At 63.8% G+C, this 18921-nt stretch carries 17 protein-coding genes; 10 read left to right on the forward strand and 7 right to left on the reverse strand.

What is annotated here, in order from left to right; translation table 11 throughout:
* The coding region (gene rsgA, locus AB4118_RS33400) for a GTPase RsgA (RefSeq protein ID WP_441493791.1) at positions 1 to 842 on the reverse strand (842 nt) is incomplete at its 3' end.
* A 477-nt stretch (positions 843 to 1319) separates the two neighbouring features.
* Between rsgA and AB4118_RS33405 the strand changes: the two genes are divergently transcribed.
* The 5 genes from AB4118_RS33405 (at position 1320) to AB4118_RS33425 (ending at position 7831) form a co-directional block, all read left to right on the forward strand.
* The gene (locus AB4118_RS33405) at positions 1320 to 2999 is read left to right on the forward strand and encodes an FMN-binding glutamate synthase family protein (protein ID WP_441493806.1); all 1680 of its coding nucleotides are present in this window, start codon (positions 1320 to 1322) and stop codon (positions 2997 to 2999) included.
* Positions 3000 to 3215: 216 nt separating this feature from the next.
* Positions 3216 to 3389: a hypothetical protein gene (locus AB4118_RS33410; RefSeq protein WP_441493792.1), complete on the forward strand. Its 174-nt coding sequence runs from the start codon at positions 3216 to 3218 to the stop codon at positions 3387 to 3389.
* Between the two features lie 247 nt (positions 3390 to 3636).
* Positions 3637 to 4701, forward strand: coding sequence for a flagellar motor stator protein MotA (gene motA / locus AB4118_RS33415; protein ID WP_441493793.1), 1065 nt, complete (start codon positions 3637 to 3639; stop codon positions 4699 to 4701).
* A gap of 22 nt (positions 4702 to 4723) precedes the next feature.
* The gene (locus AB4118_RS33420; protein WP_441493794.1) at positions 4724 to 5596 is read left to right on the forward strand and encodes a flagellar motor protein MotB; all 873 of its coding nucleotides are present in this window, start codon (positions 4724 to 4726) and stop codon (positions 5594 to 5596) included.
* Positions 5597 to 5791: 195 nt separating this feature from the next.
* Complete coding sequence (locus AB4118_RS33425) at positions 5792 to 7831, forward strand: ATP-dependent metallopeptidase FtsH/Yme1/Tma family protein (RefSeq protein WP_441493795.1); 2040 nt, start codon at positions 5792 to 5794, stop codon at positions 7829 to 7831.
* A 211-nt stretch (positions 7832 to 8042) separates the two neighbouring features.
* Here the strand turns inward: AB4118_RS33425 and AB4118_RS33430 are convergent, their stop codons facing one another.
* Genes AB4118_RS33430 through AB4118_RS33440 form a run of 3 tightly spaced genes read right to left on the reverse strand, consistent with a single transcriptional unit; the run spans position 8043 to position 10982 of the window.
* Positions 8043 to 9818, reverse strand: coding sequence for an MOSC domain-containing protein (locus AB4118_RS33430; protein WP_441493796.1), 1776 nt, complete (start codon positions 9816 to 9818; stop codon positions 8043 to 8045).
* 58 nt (positions 9819 to 9876) lie between these two features.
* Positions 9877 to 10176, reverse strand: coding sequence for a hypothetical protein (locus AB4118_RS33435; RefSeq protein ID WP_441493797.1), 300 nt, complete (start codon positions 10174 to 10176; stop codon positions 9877 to 9879).
* Positions 10173 to 10982: a DUF2092 domain-containing protein gene (locus AB4118_RS33440; protein WP_441493798.1), complete on the reverse strand. Its 810-nt coding sequence runs from the start codon at positions 10980 to 10982 to the stop codon at positions 10173 to 10175. The genes AB4118_RS33435 and AB4118_RS33440 overlap by 4 nt, the downstream gene beginning before the upstream one ends.
* Positions 10983 to 11543: 561 nt before the next feature.
* Here AB4118_RS33440 and AB4118_RS33445 point away from each other — a divergent pair.
* On the forward strand, positions 11544 to 11990 hold the full coding sequence (locus AB4118_RS33445) for a universal stress protein (RefSeq protein ID WP_441493799.1): 447 nt from the start codon (positions 11544 to 11546) through the stop codon (positions 11988 to 11990).
* A 550-nt stretch (positions 11991 to 12540) separates the two neighbouring features.
* On the opposite strand, the gene AB4118_RS33450 is transcribed toward AB4118_RS33445, so the two are convergent.
* Both AB4118_RS33450 and AB4118_RS33455 read right to left on the reverse strand, forming a co-directional pair.
* Positions 12541 to 13029 carry a GNAT family N-acetyltransferase gene (locus tag AB4118_RS33450; RefSeq protein ID WP_441493800.1) on the reverse strand — a complete coding sequence of 163 codons (489 nt, stop codon included), beginning with the start codon at positions 13027 to 13029 and terminating at the stop codon, positions 12541 to 12543.
* Positions 13030 to 13184: 155 nt separating this feature from the next.
* Positions 13185 to 13310 carry a hypothetical protein gene (locus AB4118_RS33455; protein WP_441493801.1) on the reverse strand — a complete coding sequence of 42 codons (126 nt, stop codon included), beginning with the start codon at positions 13308 to 13310 and terminating at the stop codon, positions 13185 to 13187.
* A gap of 237 nt (positions 13311 to 13547) precedes the next feature.
* Here AB4118_RS33455 and AB4118_RS33460 point away from each other — a divergent pair, with 237 nt between their 5' ends.
* The 4 genes from AB4118_RS33460 to AB4118_RS33475 all read left to right on the forward strand — a co-directional run bounded on the left by AB4118_RS33460 (position 13548) and on the right by AB4118_RS33475 (position 18389).
* Positions 13548 to 15599, forward strand: coding sequence for an FUSC family protein (locus AB4118_RS33460; protein ID WP_441493802.1), 2052 nt, complete (start codon positions 13548 to 13550; stop codon positions 15597 to 15599).
* The gene (locus tag AB4118_RS33465) at positions 15596 to 15805 is read left to right on the forward strand and encodes a DUF1656 domain-containing protein (RefSeq protein ID WP_441493803.1); all 210 of its coding nucleotides are present in this window, start codon (positions 15596 to 15598) and stop codon (positions 15803 to 15805) included. Before AB4118_RS33460 ends, AB4118_RS33465 begins: the two co-directional genes overlap by 4 nt.
* Positions 15802 to 16674, forward strand: coding sequence for an efflux RND transporter periplasmic adaptor subunit (locus AB4118_RS33470; RefSeq protein ID WP_441493804.1), 873 nt, complete (start codon positions 15802 to 15804; stop codon positions 16672 to 16674). Before AB4118_RS33465 ends, AB4118_RS33470 begins: the two co-directional genes overlap by 4 nt.
* 1568 nt (positions 16675 to 18242) lie before the next feature.
* Positions 18243 to 18389, forward strand: a complete 147-nt coding sequence (locus tag AB4118_RS33475) for a hypothetical protein (RefSeq protein ID WP_441493805.1) — start codon at positions 18243 to 18245, stop codon at positions 18387 to 18389.
* Positions 18390 to 18751: 362 nt separating this feature from the next.
* Here the strand turns inward: AB4118_RS33475 and AB4118_RS33480 are convergent, their stop codons facing one another.
* A complete protein-coding gene (locus AB4118_RS33480; RefSeq protein WP_441493807.1) occupies positions 18752 to 18907 on the reverse strand; it encodes a DUF1127 domain-containing protein in 156 nt (51 codons plus the stop codon).
* Between the last annotated feature and the right edge of the window lie 14 nt (positions 18908 to 18921).

Below are 18921 nucleotides of genomic sequence, written 5' to 3' on the forward strand. Positions count from 1 at the left end.
GGGCTTAGTTCCGTGATCTCGGCGAACAGCGTTTCGAGACCAGACGCCGCATCGCTGACATGGAGCGTGCGCATGCCCGGCGTATCAATCACCCAGCCGCCGCAGGCAATCGCATGCAGCGAGCGCGACGTCGTGGTGTGGCGCCCCTTAGCGTCGTGGTCGCGGATGTCGCCGGTCTGCTGCGGTTCGCCATCGATGGTGCCGGCAAGCGCGTTCACAAGAGTCGATTTGCCGACGCCGGACGAACCGACCAGCGCGAGGGTGCGGCCTTCGCCACACCAGGACGCGAACGCAGCCGCCGCGTGAGAGCTGCGCGGATTGACGGTTGCAACAGCCAGCCCGCGCTGCAGGGCGGCGGCCTGGTCGAGATAGGGCTGCACGTCGGGCACGAGATCGGCCTTGGTCAGCAGGATGACAGGTTCGGCTCCGCTCTCATTGGCCAGCGCAAGATAGCGCTCCAGGCGCGCGACATTGAAATCAGCATTGCAGGAGGTGACAATGAACAGTGTGTCGATGTTGGCCCCGGCAAGCTGCGGCGTCATGCTGCCCTCGGTGCGCCGCGCCAACACCGTCGCGCGCTCGAGCCGGCGCCGCAGCAGATGTGTGCCGGGCTCCGCCAGAACCCAGTCACCCACCGTGAAGTCGCCTGTATTGGTATGGACCGGCAGCTTGAGCCTGATCGGCCCATCGGGCGTGATTGCGCTCATGCGGGCACGGTGCACAGTGTCGATGCGCGCAGGCCGGAGGCAGGCGTCATCTGGTTCGCATTGATCTGCAAAGAAATCCGTCCAGCCCAGCGCCGCAAGTGACGGTGGTGCGGAGGCAGTGTCGCCTTGTGTCACAGTATCGCCCCACCGCTCGGCGTCCTCGTAATGGGCGACGATAGAGCGGGGTTCAGCCCGGCTTGCAAGCGCCGCAAGGAAAGCTGGCAGCCGCGCTGCGCCAGGTCCGGACGTTGGGGCCTTGCCAGGAAGCTGACGTCCGTGGCGCATCGTCACGCCTCGCGGCATCCCAACACGCGCTCGGCCCGTCGGCACGCAGTACGCTTCGTCAAACTCTACGCCAACTGAACCAGGCGGAGGGTGTTCTTGAGCTTCGCAGCGAAACTCTCGGGACGCTGTTCACAGACCTGCCGAATCTTGCCCGCGTGGCAGAGCCAAGCTGTGTGGCGCGCGGTCGATCAGGAGGGCTATATTGGGGATGAGATCGTCCAGATTCGGTCTCGAAGAAGAGGACGGCGCCGTTTGCCGCCGTCTCTTCAGGAAACCCCGAATTTCCCGCGTTCAACGTACACCGACCACGCATTGCGTCAGGACATCATGCTAAAAAATGCTCTGCTGAATCAACGCTATGCGGTATTTGTCCTTGCCATGCTCGCTCTTGCCGCCTCGCTTGCCGGGGGGCTCGCCTATAGCGGGTGGCTGCTTGTCCCGGCGGTGATTGCGGGCGCGCTGGTCCTTCTGGGCGTTCATGATATGCGCCAGCACAAGCATTCGATTCTGCGCAACTATCCAGTGATCGGGCATCTGCGCTTTCTGATGGAAAGCATCCGGCCGGAAATCCGGCAATACATCATCGAAAGCGACCATGACGAAGTTCCGTTCAGCCGGCAGGACCGCGCCCTGGTCTACCGGCGCGCCAAGGGCGACGAGGACAAGCTGCCTTTTGGCACCTCTGAGAACGTCTACGGTTCCGGCTATGCGTGGTTGACCCATTCGGCCGCGCCGACGGCCATTGTCGACACCGATTTTCGCGTCCGGATCGGCGGACCTGCCTGCAGGCATCCCTACGAGGCCAGCATTTACAACATCTCGGCCATGAGTTTCGGCTCGCTCTCTGCCAACGCCATTCTGGCGCTCAACACTGGCGCGAGGAAGGGCGGCTTCGCACATGACACCGGCGAAGGCAGCATCAGCCGCTATCATCGGCAAGGCGGCGGGGACCTGATTTTCCAAGTGGCGTCGGGCTATTTCGGCTGCCGCAACGAAGATGGCAGCTTCTCTCCCGAACGTTTTGCGGAACTGGCTGCTGATCCGCAGATCAAGATGATCGAAATCAAACTCAGCCAAGGCGCCAAACCGGGTCATGGCGGCATGCTGCCAGCTTCCAAGATCTCACCCGAGATCGCCGAGGCGCGAGGCATTGCGATGGGCGTAGACTGCATATCGCCTGTGGCCCACAGCACCTTTTCCACCCCGACGGGGCTGATGCAATTCGTCGGTGAACTGCGCGAGCTTTCCGGCGGCAAGCCGGTCGGCCTCAAGCTTTGCATCGGCCATCGCCGCGAATTCATGAGTATGGTCAAGGCCATGCTCAACACCGGCATCGTACCCGATTTCATTGTCGTGGACGGCGCGGAGGGTGGCACTGGCGCCGCTCCCGTCGAATTCGCCAACCGCGTCGGCATGCCGATGCTGGAAGGGCTGACCTTCGTCCACAACACGCTGCGGGGCGCCGGCATCCGCGATCAGGTCAGGATCGGGGCGGCTGGCAAGATCGTGTCAGCCTTCGACATCGCCCGCACGCTCGCGCTCGGGGCGGACTGGTGCAACGCGGCGCGCGGCTTCATGTTCGCGATCGGCTGCATCCAGGCCCAGTCTTGCCACACCAATCGCTGCCCAGTCGGTATCGCGACACAGGACCAGCGCCGCCAGAGCGCGATAGATGTCGGTGACAAGAGCGACCGCGTCGCGCGCTTTCATCGCAACACCATGCACGCGCTCGGCGAAATCGCGGGTGCGGCGGGCCTCAGCCATCCCAGCGACTTCATGCCCTATCACTTCATGTTCAGACAGAAGGACAACGAGTTCCTCGATGGCAACGAGGCCTTCCCCTATTTGCCGGAGGGATTTCTGCTGGGCGGAAAAGAGTTTCCGGAGCTCGCCGATTGGTACAGCCGCTGGGATCGCGCCAGTTCCGACAGTTTTGCTCCGCCGGAGATTCCACATGGTCCGTTCCAAACGCGTCGGACCGCGAGGGCGATGGTGGGCGTCGCATAATCGCCACGACGTGCCGCTTGTGCGACCAGGGGATGACCAGCGACAAATGCTGCCAGACGCGACGTCTCGGAACCCGGCTGGTGGTCATTCCGTGCGGGGTCGGTCCGGACGCTGGGGGAGGCGCTGAAGACGGGCGCGCCCGGTTCGGCGCGGGCTACCATCCTCACCACCGGCAGCCCCTGGTTCGCGGGGGCCTTCGACGACATAGCCTATTCCTTGCAGAGCGGCAGGACGGCGTTCGAGAAGGCGCAGGGCGTGCCGGTCTTCGACTATCTCGGCCGGCATCCGGACGAGGCCCCGCTGTTCAGCGAGACGATGATCGGCTTCCACGGCCGGGAGCCGCCTGCTGTCGCGGAGGCCTATGACTTTTCTTCGCGCCCGCTCTGGTGATCACCGGCCTATCGGCCCGTTCCAGCAACTCGCAAGCGCAGCGCATCCTCAGCGTCGTCAGCCATTCATGCGGGGTCATGCCGGTCGCCAGTGAGAACGAGGCAGAGATGGAAGCGGCTGAGCTGGACCAGTCCGGCTAGTTCGTCGAGGCCACGCGCGTCATCCTCAGCCTCGCCGCGCCACAGCAAAGCGGCGTAGCGTAGATGATCCCGGGAAACGGTCCCCTTTTGGACGCCGATCACCAGGATTGGCGGAGACTCATTGCAGCCCGATTTTCTCCCCTGGGCCTACCCTGCCGCCCCCAGCCTCAAGCCGTGGCCGGAGGACGACGCTTACAAACCTGCGGGCGAATGGCTGTAAACTCGCCCTTAACCTCGATCGGTCATTTCGCTGGACTAGTAGTGAATTCGCGCGGGCTGCACCTGCTGCGGCGCAGGGTAGCAGATCTATGCGGCTGATCGTCGGCACAATCATCGTCCTTGTCTGCGTCTTCGGCGGCTATGCGGCGATGGGCGGCAAACTCCTCGTCCTTTGGCAGCCGTTCGAATTTGTTATCATCCTCGGTGCAGCGGTCGGTGCCTTCATCATCGGCAACACCGCGCCGGTGCTCAAGGCCGTGCCCGCCATGTTCGGCACGCTCATGAAGGGCTCCAAGTACAAGCCGGAAGCCTATGTCGAACTGCTGGCGATGCAGTATTCCTTGTACAAGCTTGCGAAGCAGAAGGGCCTGCTCGCGGTCGAGCAGCACATTGAAGATCCGAGCGAGTCGACGCTGTTCAACGCCTTCCCGACTTTTGCAGCGAACCATCATGCGGTCGAGTTCGTCTGCGACTACATGCGCATGTTGACGATGGGTGCCGACAACGTCCACGAGATGGACGCTCTCATGGACGAGGAACTGGAAACGCACCACCAGGAGCAGGAGCGCATCGTTGCGGCCATGCAGTCGATCGCCGACGGGACACCAGCGCTCGGCATCGTCGCCGCCGTTCTCGGCGTGATCAAGACGATGGGGTCGATCACCGAGCCGCCGGAGGTGCTGGGACATCTGATCGGCGGCGCGCTCGTAGGCACCTTCTTCGGCGTCTTCGTCGCCTACGGCTTCTTCGGGCCCATGGCGCAGTCGCTCAGGAGCATCTTCGAGGCGGAATCCAAGTACTACCTTTCACTCAAGGCGGGCCTCCTCGCCCATATCAGCGGCCAGCCGCCGGTGATGGCGGTAGAATTTGCTCGCAAGGCTCTGATGAGCGACGTCCGCCCGACCTTCAGCGAAGTGGAAGCGGCAACCGCCGATCTGCCCGCCAACATCTGACCCAATCTCCAGTAGGGACTCGATGGCCAAGCCCGCCCAGCCGATTATCATCAAGAAGGTCAAGAAGGCCGCTCATGCGCACCATGGCGGGGCCTGGAAGATCGCCTATGCGGACTTCGTGACCGCCATGATGGCGTTCTTTCTGCTGATGTGGCTGATCAGCATGACGACGCAGGAGCAGAAGATCGGCCTGGCGGAATACTTCACGCCGGGGGCTGTGAGTGCGAGCACCAGTGGCGCTGGCGGCGTCCTGATGGGTACCGCCCTGGACAAGTCGGGCAACAGGTCGTCGGCGCCCCGCGACGCGGCGAGGGGCATCACGGAGCAGGAGGACGGAGCGCGCCGGACCAGCTCGGGCCGCGCCAGCGACCGCGAAGTCAGCCGCCCGGCCGCCGGCGCGCAGGCCCAGCACAGCGCCGTAGCCAGCCTCCGGCAGGCGCTCCAGAACATGCCCGAAATAGCCGAGCTGTCGCGCAACATCGTTATCGAGCCGACCAAGGAGGGCTTGAACGTTTCCCTCGCGGACGAGCTCGGCCGGTCCATGTTCCCCGAGGGCTCGGTCGACCCCCACGAGCGCACCCGTCGCGTGCTGGTGGCGCTCGCGCCCACCCTGCGCGGACTGCCCAACCAACTGTCTGTCACGGGCCACACGGCCGCCGCGCGCCCGGGCTCGGTGCGGGCCGTCGATTCCTGGAGCCTCTCCGCCGGGCGCGCGCTCGCCGTGCGCGGGATCTTGTCGGGTGCCGGGCTCCCCAACGACCGCTTCGCTTCCGTGGTGGGACGCGCCGACACCGAGCCGGTCTTCCCCGACAATCCCTACATCGCGCCGAACCAACGGGTGACGATCACGCTGCTCAGTGCGGAGCCGCCGCTGCCCCCGAACGTCTTTCGCTGACGAAGGCGCCTCGGCCGCCTGAGAGTCCGGTTGAGATTGAGCTCAGTGGCTGACACGACGTAAGAGGCTGACCATTGCGACGTGGATTGGCTCATAACCGAGACGCCCTTGGCTGACGTTGTGGACGTCAGCTAAGGGCCTCCTTTGCCTATTGCCGAGCGCGCCAGCCAGACTGCCCGAAAGTAAACTCCCTGGATGCCGGCAAAGGGCCAGCCCAGGCCTGCCCACCGAATTGCCAGCCCGACCCCGACCGAAGTCGCAGGCGCCTGGTCCATTTGCGGCATTGCGCTGACGCGGACGCGTCGCTTCAGGCACTGTCCGAAGCTCGGGGAGAGGCTCGGCCATCTCCGAGCCCCAATCTTAAGGATAAAATTAACGAGTTGTTTACTCTTTCCCGAGGCGTGCGACGCTCGTCAGGGTCGATTCAAAGTCCGGGCTCACATGCTTCATCTTCTCCGCGTCCTCACCCTCGCGCTCGTGCTGGGCACGCCGGTGCTCGCATCGGCGGCCCCCGAACATCGACCAGCCGAGATCTCGTTTGCCGAGACGCTGAAGCTCGCCGAGGCCGGTCAGCTGAAGAGCGTCCGGCTCCTCGATGATCGCCAGGCGCGGGTAACGACGATGGATGGGCGCTCGGCCGTCATTCGGACGCCGGTGTCTCAGGCCTGGGCGATAGACCTGGCAAAGAGCGGCACGGACGTGGAGTTCGGCAGTCCCGAGGTCAGCGCGCTCAGCCTGTCATTGGGAATTTTCGGGCTGGTGGCACAAGTCCTGGTGCTGGCCCTGATCGTCGGAATGGCCGTCTGGTTGCTCCGCACTGTCCGCAGCAAGTCGAAGATCGGTGAGTTCATCAAGCCTGGCGACCCAAAATCGTTCACCCGGTTCGATCACGTCGCTGGCGCTGACGAGGGCAAGCAGGCTCTCCGGGACATCGTGGCTTATCTGAAGGACCCGTCGAAGTTCGAAGCCGTTGGTGCTCGGGCAAGGAGCGGGGTTCTGCTCGAAGGTGATCCAGGTAACGGCAAGACTCTGCTGGCCAAGGCGGTGGCGGGCGAGGCTGGCGTTCCCTTTCTTTCGGTCTCCGGCTCTGCTTTCCAGGAGATGTTTGCCGGTGTGGGCGCCGCACGCGTGCGCTCGATCTTCAAACAGCTGCGCAAACGCGCTCCCTGCATTCTCTTCATCGACGAGATCGACTCGGTGGGAAAGCGGCGCTCCGATGGCTCGAGCTCGGTGGAAAACGATTCCGCCAACACGCTCAACGAGCTGCTGACCCAGCTTGACGGGCTCGGGTCCTCCGCGGGCATCGTCATCATTGGCGCGACCAACCGCATTGATGTCCTTGACCCGGCGCTGGTGAGGGCCGGGCGCTTTGATCTGCACATCACTGTGCCGGCACCCGACCAGATGGCCCGTGAGCGGATCCTTTTGGTTTCGGCGCGCGACGTCGAGATCGCCGCAGACGTCGATTTCGCGACGGTCGCACGCGGAACACCCGGTTTCTCGGGAGCCGATCTGGCGACCCTGGTGAATGAGGCTGCATTGCGTGCCGGCAAGCGCGGCGACCATCAGGTCAGGATGGCGGATTTCGAGGACGCGCGTGACGCCAAACTGCTCGGCGGCGACCAGCGCCACGGCCTGATGATCGATCCGGGCGAGATGGAAACGATCATCGTGCATGAAGCAGGGCACGCATTGGCCAACGTCCTGCAGCCGGAATGCGACCCGATCCACAAAGGCACCGTGGCTCCCCGCGGACGCTCGCTTGGGCATATCGCCATGCTGCCGCTGAAGGACCGTGTGCTGCTCCGCAAGTCGAAGCTGAAGGCCGAACTGATCGTCACGATGGCGGGCCGGGCTGCCGAGGAAATCAAGTTTGGCGATGACGCCATCACGAGCGGGGCTGCCGCGGACATCCACGAGGCGACCAAGATAGCCCGTGATATGATCACCCGCTTTGGCATGGGCTCGACGATGGCCAGCCGTGTCGACGGCGGCAGCGCGTTTTCGGCCCGACCGATCTCGGAGAATTCAAAGCAGCGCGTCGATGACGAAGTCGAAGAACTGCTGCGCGAATGCTACGCGGCGGCTCTCACGCTGCTGCGCGCCCATGAGCCTGCCCTGGATGCACTCTCCGCGCGTTTCCGGGAGCAGGACACGCTCTCCGGCGACGAGATCAGACAGATCGTCAAAGACACCATCGAGATGGCCAGTTTGAGCACAAGCCAGGCTGCCTGAAGCATCGGCCCGAAAAGTGGATTGCGGTTTTCGGGGCAAAGCATGCAATCACAGATGATCCAGCATGGTCGTCGCGCCGCGCGCCCTGATTGCGCGCGGCCCGGGAAATCCCGTTCGTCCCGACTGCCGACTGCCGACTGCCGGTTGCCCTGGTTGCGAACACCCAATCTTTGCCGTCCGGCCAGGATCGGAAAGCGGATACTCAGTTCCGTCACAGATCGATGACGACATCGCCCAGAGGCTGGGAACAGCAGATCAGCACATTGACGCCGGCTGGTGGATCGATCGGCTCGGGCCGGTAGGCCACTTTCCCAGCCACAAGCCCGGTTTCACAGGAGTGGCAGACCCCCGTTCGGCAAGACCACCGCGTGGGGATGTCGCAGGCTTCGGCAAGCTCCAGAAGGCTCTGAAACGCCGGCCCCCAAGGGACGCTCAAGCCGCTCCGGGCGAACGAAACCATCGGCCCCGCAGCGGAAGGCCCAGGAGGCAGGTGCGGCGGCAAGTGCGGCGGCCGCTGCGGCGAGGCGACGATTCCCGGGTTATTCGACGGACCTGCGCCGAACCGCTCAGTATGGATACGGTCTTCAGCGATGCCCCAGGCTGCAAGGCCTGCGGTCAGGTTGCTCATGAAGGCCGACGGCCCGCAGATAAAGAAGTCGGCATTGCGCGGGACGTCCAGATCCCGAAGCACCCCGATGTCCAAACGTCCATAAGCATCGAAATCCACGCCCGGCCGGTCCTCGGGATCGGGCGCGCTGTAGCGTATGTGGCGGTGGCCGTGGGCCAGGGCTTCGAGCAGGGTTCGGGTCTCCTGAGCAAAAGGGTGCTCACGGCCGCGGCGGGCCCCGTGCAGCCACCAGACGTCCCGTGGCGATGCTTCGGCCGCCAATGCGTGGAGCATCGACAGGACGGGAGTCGCCCCCACCCCCGCACTCAGGAGGACAACGGGGCTATCGTCCAACCGAAGCGTGAAGTTGCCTCGTGGCGCGCTCACGTCCAGCACGTCGCCAATCTGCACCGCTTCGTCGATATAGGTGCCCGCCACGCCGTGCGGTTCCCGCTTTACGCTGACGCGATAGTTGCGGTCGCTGGGTTCGCCCGACAAGGAGTAGCTGCGCATCAGCGCCGGCGCGACCGGGGCCGGCCTCAGGCGCAGCACGACAAACTGACCGGGAAGAGCAGCCGTCAGGGGCTGTTCATCTACGGGCTCAAGCGCCAGAGAGATCACGCCGCCGCTCTCGCGAATCTTGCGCGACACCCGCAGCGGGCGGAAACCCGCCCATGCTGGCGGCGGCCCGGACACCGGAGCGAGCCCGGCATTTCCCGTCGTCGCGCTGCTGCTCTGCTCTTGCGCGAGCAGCGCCTGGAAGGATGCGCGCCAGCCTGCGCTCAGTGCGGGGATGCGCAGCGCCCGCTCGATCAGGCTGCTGGGGTGACCGGGCCTATAGAGCAGCGCATCGATCTCGGCGACGGTGATCCGCTCGGCGCCGATTCCGACCTGGACGATCTCATCGCCCGCTTCGACCTGGCCTTCCTCCAGAACACGCAGATAGAAACCGGGCCTGCCACGCGCCACCAGCAGCGCGGCCAATTGCGGCTCGTTCATGCGAAGACCGACCCGGTAGCAAGTGACGCGCGGCTGCGTCACTTCGAACAGGGCGCTGCCGATCCTGTAACGGTCGCCAATGCAGACCTCACCATCCGGCAAGCCATCGACCGTGAAATTTTCTCCGAACTGTCCATAGGAGAAGTCGTCCCGGCCCAGCTCAGCTTGCCAAAAGCGATAGGAGTCCAATTGGTAGACCAAAACAGCCCGGTGCTCGCCGCCGTGCCCGGCAAGGTCTCCTTGCCCATCCCCATCGATGTTGAGCCGACGTACCGCGCGCGGGCCCTGAACCGGACTTTTCCAAACGGCGGTGTGGACGGTCTTGCCCTGCCACGGAATGTCGCGTGGCAGGCCCACATTGACCGAAAGCAAGCGAGCCATCACTAAGCCGCCGCCCTGGTGGAAGCCGCGATCGATACGCCTCCGGAGAGCAGGCCGACTACGGACATTGGTAGACGATCTGGCCGTAGGAGTTCACGACCTGCTGGCAGCCTGGGGCGTAATAATAGGCCCCAGCCGCCGCGGCTCCGGCGGCCCCGTAGGCGGCGCTCCTGCGGGTGGTCCGGCGGGCCACGCCGGCGTAACTCATCGGCGTCAACGGTCGCCCGACCCTCGCCTCCGCCTGACTGGTGAACGCGGCCGATGGAGCGGAGATGTCTGCGCTCCAGAGCAGGGCAGCGCCGCCGGCCAGCACTGCGAGCGCGGCGCGGGACATGAATTTCAAGGCTGACTTGTTCATTTCTGACCTCCGGGAACGACGCCGGCTGGAATTTCGTCAATGTCCTTGAGCAAGGTGATCGCAACGCCGCTGGCGCCTTCCGGCGGCTTGAAAGCGAACGCATCCGGTGCCGGGCTGACGCCGGTCTTCCAATCCCTGAGCCGCAGCGTGTACTGGGGCGCGGCACCAACGGCCTTGCTCGTGATGACGTATTTGCACGGCAGCGGCCGGTCACCGACCTCGACCCAGAGCTGCCAGTCGGTGTCCAGATTGCGGAAGGCGAGATGTTCGCATTCGACGCCCCCGACGATGCCGCGGCCGAGATGCTTGGCCTCCAGCACCCCGGCCATCAGCGCGTCGTAGGGCTTCGACAGAAGAAGGTCCGCCCCTGGAATTTCGAGCAGGGTTTCGTTTCGGAGCTTGTCGACCACGGTGTCGAAGGAACCGACGGCGGGAACCTGTGCGAACCGGTTGCCGCCGCGGTCAAAGACCGTCACGTTTGAACCGTCTGAGATCAGTTCGACATCGGCATAGCCGCCGGTCCGGCTGATGCGAAATTTGTTCGGGCGGCTCATGGTGACCTCACCCGAGGCGCTGAACTGGATCTTCTCAACGGCAGGCGTCACCACCTCGACGTCGGCATCGAACTTCACGGACAGGTTCTCCTGGCGGCTGAGATAGTCCGCCATCCCCTTCACGATGCTCCGGGCGTCGTCCTCCGCCGAGGCGACAGGCGCCGCAACACCTGTCACGGCCATCGCGGCGAGAAGGCCGAGCGCGGACCTCAAAAGCGCGGCGCGCGGATGCAAACGGATCCTTCGGTTCATTGCGTGATCCTCCCTGGCTTTCCTCGGGAGCGAACCAGCGGAGACCAGGCCTGCTTCGTCCCATTGGATCAACAGCCCCGCAGGGGCACTTTAATCCTTCGCGAACACCATGAACACCGGGCTTGACCGATGACAGTCTCCTCGGCGTTCAGGCTGCTGTCGCCGACGAGCTTCCGGCTCGAAGGTCAGGCCCGTTGCTCCAGGGCTCCTCGCGCGTGAATTCGAAATGGCATCGGCCTGAATGGCGCGAGTTGCCGGGCGGCTGCCATGCGAGCACAACGACCGAGAGGGGCGGGGAGCTGACATTCGCCGGACCACGTCGGCCGTTCGCGCGGCGACGTGCTGCGCCATCGCGTGCGCACCCGGTAAGGTCTGGAACCACAACGCCTGTTGGCCGGCCTGGCGCAACCGGCGTCGCGCACAGGCCGAGGCCGCTGGCGGCCTGCGGGATCTGCTTAGGCACATCAGCGCGATCGTCACGACGCTCGGCAGCGTATGCTTGTCTTCGGATCACTGTCATCCAGAATGCCAATGCGATTGCGATTGCTGACGGAGAGACAAATGTACAAACACATTCTCATCGCAACAGACGGCTCCGAACTTGCTCGCAAGGGACTTGAACATGGCCTGGCCCTCGCCAAGCCGCTCGGGGCGAAAGTCACCGTTCTGACCGTGTCGGAGCCCCTGAGCCCGGACATGGCACGCGCAGCCCGACTTAGCGGCGTCGGTGATCCCATCGGGGGCTACGACCACCAGATTGATGCGCTGATGAAGGAACGATTTGCGTCCATCGAACAACACGCGTCCAAACACGGCGTTACGGTGGATCTGGAGCACGAAATTGATGATTCGCCTGCCGAGGCAATCGTCCGATCGGCCAAGCTCAATGGCTGTGATCTTATCGTCATGTCCTCTCATGGCCGGCGTGGTGTGCAGAAGGTCTTGCTCGGCAGCCAGACATCAGAGGTTCTGGCGAGGACGACAATCCCTGTTCTGGTGATCCGGTAGTCGCTGATCTCTTCCGGCTTGTGACGCTTCTTCGGCATGGCGGTCCTCCTGTCTGACACAAGACATCCTTCAGGGGGGACCAACTCAGCGGGGGTGGAGCACGCGACGCGTGGCACGATCTGTCCGGTGCGGGGCTCCGAGCCAGTCCTCGCGGCACCGTCGTCCCGCGGAGGAGGGAGCGTCCCCTGCGATGACGCCCGCATCTCGTTGCGGAAGCTTCGCTGGCTATGTCAGCCGCGGCATTCCTCGAGGTCGAGATCGAGTTTGCTGCCCTGCAGGAACGCCTCCGGCCAGGCCGAGGTTCACACTGTCCCCTTCCAAGAGCCAACACTGGTGGGATGGCCACATGAGTTTATGGTCGCTGCCCGTGTACGGCTGCCTCGGGCTGCCGAAGCGGACGTGACGCAAAAGCCCGCCGGATCGCTCCGGCGGGTTTGCTGTCAGGCTCCGAGCGCGATCGCTCGTCCCCATCGACAGGGCAGGGCGTCAGCCCCGGCGGACGTTCCAGAACAGCGGGGAGGACGCCGTCAGGATGTCCTGGGGTGCCCGTTCACCGATCCACGAGCGAAAGGACGACTTCGATCTCCTCGTCGAACATTCCGCCGGTGGGAGAAAAGCCGAGCTTTTCATAGAATGCCTGCGGGCTGCCCGGCCCAAGGCCAAAGCTCGTGTAAAGTTCTCTGATACCCCGCGATCGGAGGCGCGCAGCGATCTTGGAGATTGCCTGCTTTCCAAAGCCGCGGTTCTGAAAAGGCCTGGCGATCATGAAACGCCACAAGTAAGGGCCAGGGCAGTCGATCCCATCGTCCCAATCCGATCCTTCGTGCACCATCACGAAACCGATCAAGACATCACCCGCATAAACTCCACGGAACCAAGCCGATTCCGAACAGAATCCTTCTGCAATCGACGACCCGTTGTCCGCGACAAAATCCCTCTGTTCTTCGGGCAGGGTCTCGCTCAGTTCACAAATTTCAGAGACATTTGCAGACGTGACCCGTCGAAACGTCACCTCCGCATCACTTGGTGGGATTGTCATATTCGAATTTCCTACACTGTCGATAGTAATCGTAGTAATTTCGGCTCGCTATCAAATGTCTAAATCGAAATCAAGAGAATATGATCACGAACTACGTCCTGTTTTTGGCTCCTTTGGTGTTTTTGTATTAACGCCCTCTAGGGAAGGTTGAGTTGTTAATCTGTCTCTTCGAGGAGCTGTTTCGCGCGTGCGGCATTGGGCTTGGTGATTGGCAGATTGCGATCGAGCCCGAAGATATCCGGCGTCACCAGCTGTCCGACGGGTTTGCCGAAGCCTTCCATGGCGATCTCGGCGCGCCCGATTGGTGATGGAGGAACCGGGCCAGTTCGTGTGAAAAATGCTCCAGCCGCCGCGCTCAACCGGTTCCCTGGAGGTGCGGCGCTGGACGACGGTGTCCAAGTCCAAGGTCTGCACGTCGACATCCGCGCCGAGCGGCCGGATCCTGAATGCGCAGCTCGACTTGCGGTCCGTCGATCATTGGGCAACCATGCCAACGCGACGCCCTCAGAGACCGGAACATGCCCCCGGACAGGCCCTTCCTGGTCAGACACGCGGACCTGATCTTCGCGCTCAAGACCTTCGGCGCCGCCATACTCGCCTTCGTCATCGCGCTGTGGATCGATCTCCCGCGCCCATCCTGGGCCATGGCCACCGTCTACATCACCTCGCAGCCCCTCGCCGGAGGGACGAGCGCGAAGGCGATCTACCGCCTGCTCGGGACTGTGATCGGCGCTGTCGCCGCCATGGCCATGGTGCCGAGCCTCGTCAACGTACCGGAACTGCTGTGTCTGGCGATCGCGTTATGGGTCGGCCTCTGCCTTTGCCTTGCGCTGCTGGACGGGACGGCACGCAGTTACGCTTTCCTTCTGTCGGGCTATACGGCTGCGATCATCGCCTTTCCGTCCGTCTCGGATCCCGGCAGCATCTTCGACACCGCGATCGCGCGCGTTCAGGAAATCTCGCTGGGCATCATCTGCGCTGCGGTCATCTCCGGGACGGTATTCCCGCAGAGCAGCGGCACGGTCATCTCCGAGCGGCTCGATTACTGGCTCGCGACCGCGGCCAAGCTGTCGCGGGAGGCCCTCGCCGGCAGCGGGGTCGGCCAGGAGCAGCATTTGCAGCGGCTCCTGAGGGAAGCAGTCGAGATCGAAGCCATGGAGAGCCACCTCGATCATGACCGGCTGACCGACATCGAGGCCGCGCGTGGATTGCGCATTCTCCGGCGGCACATGCTGATGCTCGTGCCGATCCTTGCCTCGATCAACGACCGGATCGCGGCACTCGGTCCCCGGTTGCGCGACGATGAACCCGATCTCGCCCGGCTCTTCGAGCGCCTGTCTGCATGGATCGCCGACGACGGCTCCGTCACGCAACCGACGCTCGAACTGTCGTTGGAGATCGAGGCCCGTCGCCTTGGGCTCTCCACCGACTCGAGCTGGGACCAGGTCCTGATCGTCAGTCTGCTGATCCGCCTGCTGGAACTCGCCGATCTCTTGCAGGACTGCCGCTTGCTCCGCTCCGCGATCGACGAAGGCCGGGATCCCTCCCGTGTCACCCTTCGGTTCGATCCGGAGGCAGGGGCCGAGGTCGCCCGGCATCGCGATCCCATGCTCGCCATCTGGTCGGCAGCCGCCACGGCCATAGCAATCCTGCTTTGCTGCGCATTCTGGATCGGCACCGGTTGGCACGATGGCGCCTCCGCCCCGATGATGGCTGCGGTGGCATGCTCGATCTTCGCCTCCCGGGACGACCCGGCGATCGGCATGCGCAGTTTCGGGGGATGGGCGGTCGTCGCCATCATCGTCGCCGGAATTTACCTGTTCGCGTTGCTCCCGCGGATCTCGGACATCGAGGTGGTCGTCGTGGCCCTGGCGCCGACGCTCGTCTTGTTCGGTTATCTGATCGCGCGGCCCTCGACGACGGCGATAGGCACCGCGCTCGCCGTCAACTTCGCGACGATGCTGGCGCTGCAATCCACCTATCAGGCGGACTTCGCGGCGTTCGTCAATTCGGCGATCGCCTTCGTGTTGGGCATATCCGCCGCCATTGCGGTGATGCGGACGCTGCGCTCGATCCGCACGGAATGGATCGTGGCTCGCCTCCTGCGGAAGGGCTGGGTCGCGCTCGCCCTGGCGGCGGAACATCGCGGTAAGCGCGACCGGGCCAATTTCGTCGGCGCCATGCTCGCCCGCCTCGACCAGCTCGTGCAGCGGCTCGCCGCCATTCCTGAAATCGAGCGACGCGACGTCGAGAACCTCGGCCAATTGCGGGTCGGTCTCAACATCATCGACCTGCGCCGCGCGCGTCATCAGCTCTCGGAGAACACCGTCCGGGCGATCGACGGCTTGCTCGACAGGCTGGCCGCCACGTTCCGCGCCTATCCGGGAGGGGCGATGCCCGAGAGCCTGCTCGCCGATATCGACACCACATTGACCGCAGTCGTCGACGATCCCGGTGCCGGGGCCAAGGAAGACGCCCTGATCGGGCTTGTCGGCATCAGGCGCGGATTGTTCCCGCAAGCACCGCCCTATATGCCTCAGTCCCCGGTGATCGCGATGCAACTCGCATGAGAACGGACCTCGACATCTTCGGCGTCTATGTTCCCTCGCTGCTGCTGGGGTTCGTGATCGCGTATGTCCTGTCGGCGCTGCTCTCGCGGTTGTTCCGCCGGATCGGCCTCTATCAACACGTCTGGCATCGGGCGTTGTTCGATCTGGCCGTCTTCGCCTGCCTCCTTGGCATGGTCGTCTTTCTCTCTTCGGGGATTCTGGCGTGAAAGACCTGCTTGCGTCATACGGCCGCTACGCGATCACGGGCATCGCCGTACTCGCTGCCATCGTGGTCGGACACTGGCTCTGGGGCTACTACATGGACGCCCCCTGGACGCGGGATGGTCGTGTCCGAGCCGATATCGTGGTGGTGGCGCCCGACGTATCGGGTTTCGTGACCGAGGTTCTCGTCCGCGACAACCAGCCGGTCAAACGCGGCGACCCGCTGTTTCGGATCGACCGCGCGCGGTTCGAGCTGGCGCGGCAACAGGCCGAAGCCGTTGTCGCCGGCCGGAAGGCGTCGCTGGAACAGGCGAACCTCGACTTCGACCGCTATCACACGTTGAGCGCCGACGCTGTGTCCCGGCAGCGGCAGGAGGAGGTGCGGGCGACACAGCTCGTGGCCAAGGCGGCCCATGAACAGGCCGTGGCCGATCTCGGTGTCGCCCAGCTCAATCTCGACCGCAGCGAGGTACGCGCCTCCGTCAACGGCGTCATCACCAATATGGACCTGCGTCCGGGCAGTTTCGTCAGCACCGGCAAGGGCGTCATGGCGCTGGTCGATACCGATACGTTGCGCGTAGAGGGCTATTTCGAGGAGACGAGGCTCTCGCGCATCCATGTCGGCGATCCGGCTTCGATCCTCCTGATGGGCGACGGCACCCGCCTGACCGGTCGCGTCGAAAGCATCGCGGCCGGCATCTACGATCGCGACCGCGGGGCGGGCAGCAATCTGCTCGCCGACGTCAATCCGACCTTCAACTGGGTGCGGCTGGCGCAGCGCGTGCCGGTGCGCATTGCACTCGACGAAGTCCCACCCGGCACGCTTCTCGTGTCGGGCCGAACCGCCACGGTCGAAATCCGCTCCGCGAGGTAGCTACCGTTTGATGCGGCATCGACGGGCCAGGACCGCGATGCTTCGGATGGTGCTCGTCTCACTGCCGCTGAGGCGGAGATGGGCGCCTATGTCTCGGCGGCGGCGCACCCGGCCGACGTGGCGTGGGTGGCCCTTGCATGAATTCCGCGGCCATCCCGTCGAGACCCCGCGCGGTCCTCGGCAGTAGAGAAGAGCCGCATCGTGCCGGAAGGCGTGCGCGGCGATCGGAGAATCGCCGAGCACTGTCGGCGCGAGACATGCTCTGCGAGCGAACCCGAGGTTCGTCTCGCCGCGTGTTGGTCCGCCAATGTGATCAAGCGCATTTAAGCCAGAAGCGGGAAGGGCGATAACTCTCGGTATCGGATTATCGGAAGGACCAGACCGATGGCCTTCAGGACCGCGTTCGCGCATCAGGACAACACGCGAGACGTCAGTGTCTCGATCATGTCTCTCATCCCTGCCTTTGTTGCCGTCGGCTCGCTTGTCGGTGACATGTCTCTCATGGCTCCGGGCATGCTTCACATGTTGCCGAGTGGTTGCTTGGCCTCATTCTGCGGTATTTCTACTTCTCTGTTCCTTGCGTCTCGTGACATGGATTTAGATTGTATCTCGAGGTGTTTTAGTTTCGAGGTCGGTTATTTTATGAAGCCAATCCGAAGACTGCGGACCATCTGTTCGACTGGAGTTTTTTGCGCTCGGAACGTTGGGGTCCATCGGGATGAGCCTGGGCATCAGCTCCTGAGGTTTCAGCTTCGCCCCGGTGGCGGCGACAACCCGCGCGCTTTACCGGCCGTCATTGTCATGGTTTCCCGCACCCAGAAATGAGGCGAAATCCGATGCTGCTGCGTGGAATCGCCGTTTTCACATCCTTTCCCCTAGCTCTGGCGGCTGCCGAATTCGGATCAACCGAAAACGGCTCCAAGTGGGTCCCTCGGCTTGGCGACGTGGTTCCTCGTTCGATCCGGGTCGTGGGCCTCGACGGCGAGGCTCGATCCTTGCCTTTTGGCATGGTGATCGTCGATGGGCGAATTGTCGTACTGGTGAAGGCAGGCACGAGGGAGATTGTCGACATCACATCGGATGAGCCAGTCGGTGCGCCTCCGCTCCCAAGGAACCCTTCAGCGCCGCTCCGGCCACGCGGCGAGCGGTTTCAATAGGACACGGGCCTCGGCGCACATTCCCAGGAACATGATCGCCGCTAGCCGCGGGGGGCAACTTTCCGTGTGTGCGGGGCAAGACAGCCAAGTGCGAGCGTGCGCCGATAGCGGGCGGGAAGCACCGCAGCGGCGATTTCGTTCGGTCAGTCGGTTTTCACTCGAAACCTCTGGCGAAAAACCCCGTAGACACCAGTTTGGGAGAGCCCTGGCGCTACGGGGTCTCCTGCACCCGGCAGTGTCACCCAGGGGAGGGGTGCCGGGGAGCCTTGGATTAGTGCCGGCCTATCCGCTACCCCCACCTCCTGCCGCCGAAGATTGTCATGGCAAGGTCGTGCAATGCCGCATGGTGCTGACGATAGGCAGCCTGGTCAAGCGCTGCGCTGGACATCGTCCAGCAGCTTTTGCCCGGAGATGGAGACGCTGACGGCGCAATGGCTGGCCAGCACCGACGAGGCCCAGGCGCACGGTGCCCCAGTCCATCGTCTGCACGTCGACATTCAGGCCGAGCCGCTCGGCGCCATGAGCGGGCTCTGGCTTCCGGCCCGAAAGCAGAGCTGAAGCCAGCGACGGTGACACGTCCGAAACGACCCATTCCCGGCGTTTGGAGCGTCCGCTCTTGGGTCGGTCGACTCGCGAGAGGCCAAGCTCGCGGACTTGGCGCGGAAGTTTTACCCAATCAGGTTTCGTGGCGGCGAGGCTGCCTCCGATGACAAGGACGGGTTGATCTCGGGCTTTCACGGCTCGGATGAGTTCTCAGCCGGATTTCGGGTCAAGTGAAAACAGCCCTGAAATGCAAAATGCCCGCCGTGAGGCGGGCATTCGCTCTTCGACCGAAGCTCAAGGGGAGGGAATCATGAGCCCCGGGAGAAACTACCTGGAACGCGCTGCGCCCGGTGACGCGGCGGTTCTATTCAGTGACTTCAGGCCGCAGCGTGCGAGCGGGCGATGAAGGGGATCTCCGAGCGTGACAGCCCAAGATCGTCGAGCTCACGGTTGGTCAGACGCGACAGCTCGCGAACCGTCTCGCGATAGCGCAGGAAGGCGCGGATTTTGGCGGCAATCATGGTGACGAACATGGTGATATTCCTCT

It is taken from the genome of Allobosea sp. 2RAB26 (genome assembly GCF_052115465.1).
Lineage (GTDB): Bacteria > Pseudomonadota > Alphaproteobacteria > Rhizobiales > Beijerinckiaceae > Allobosea.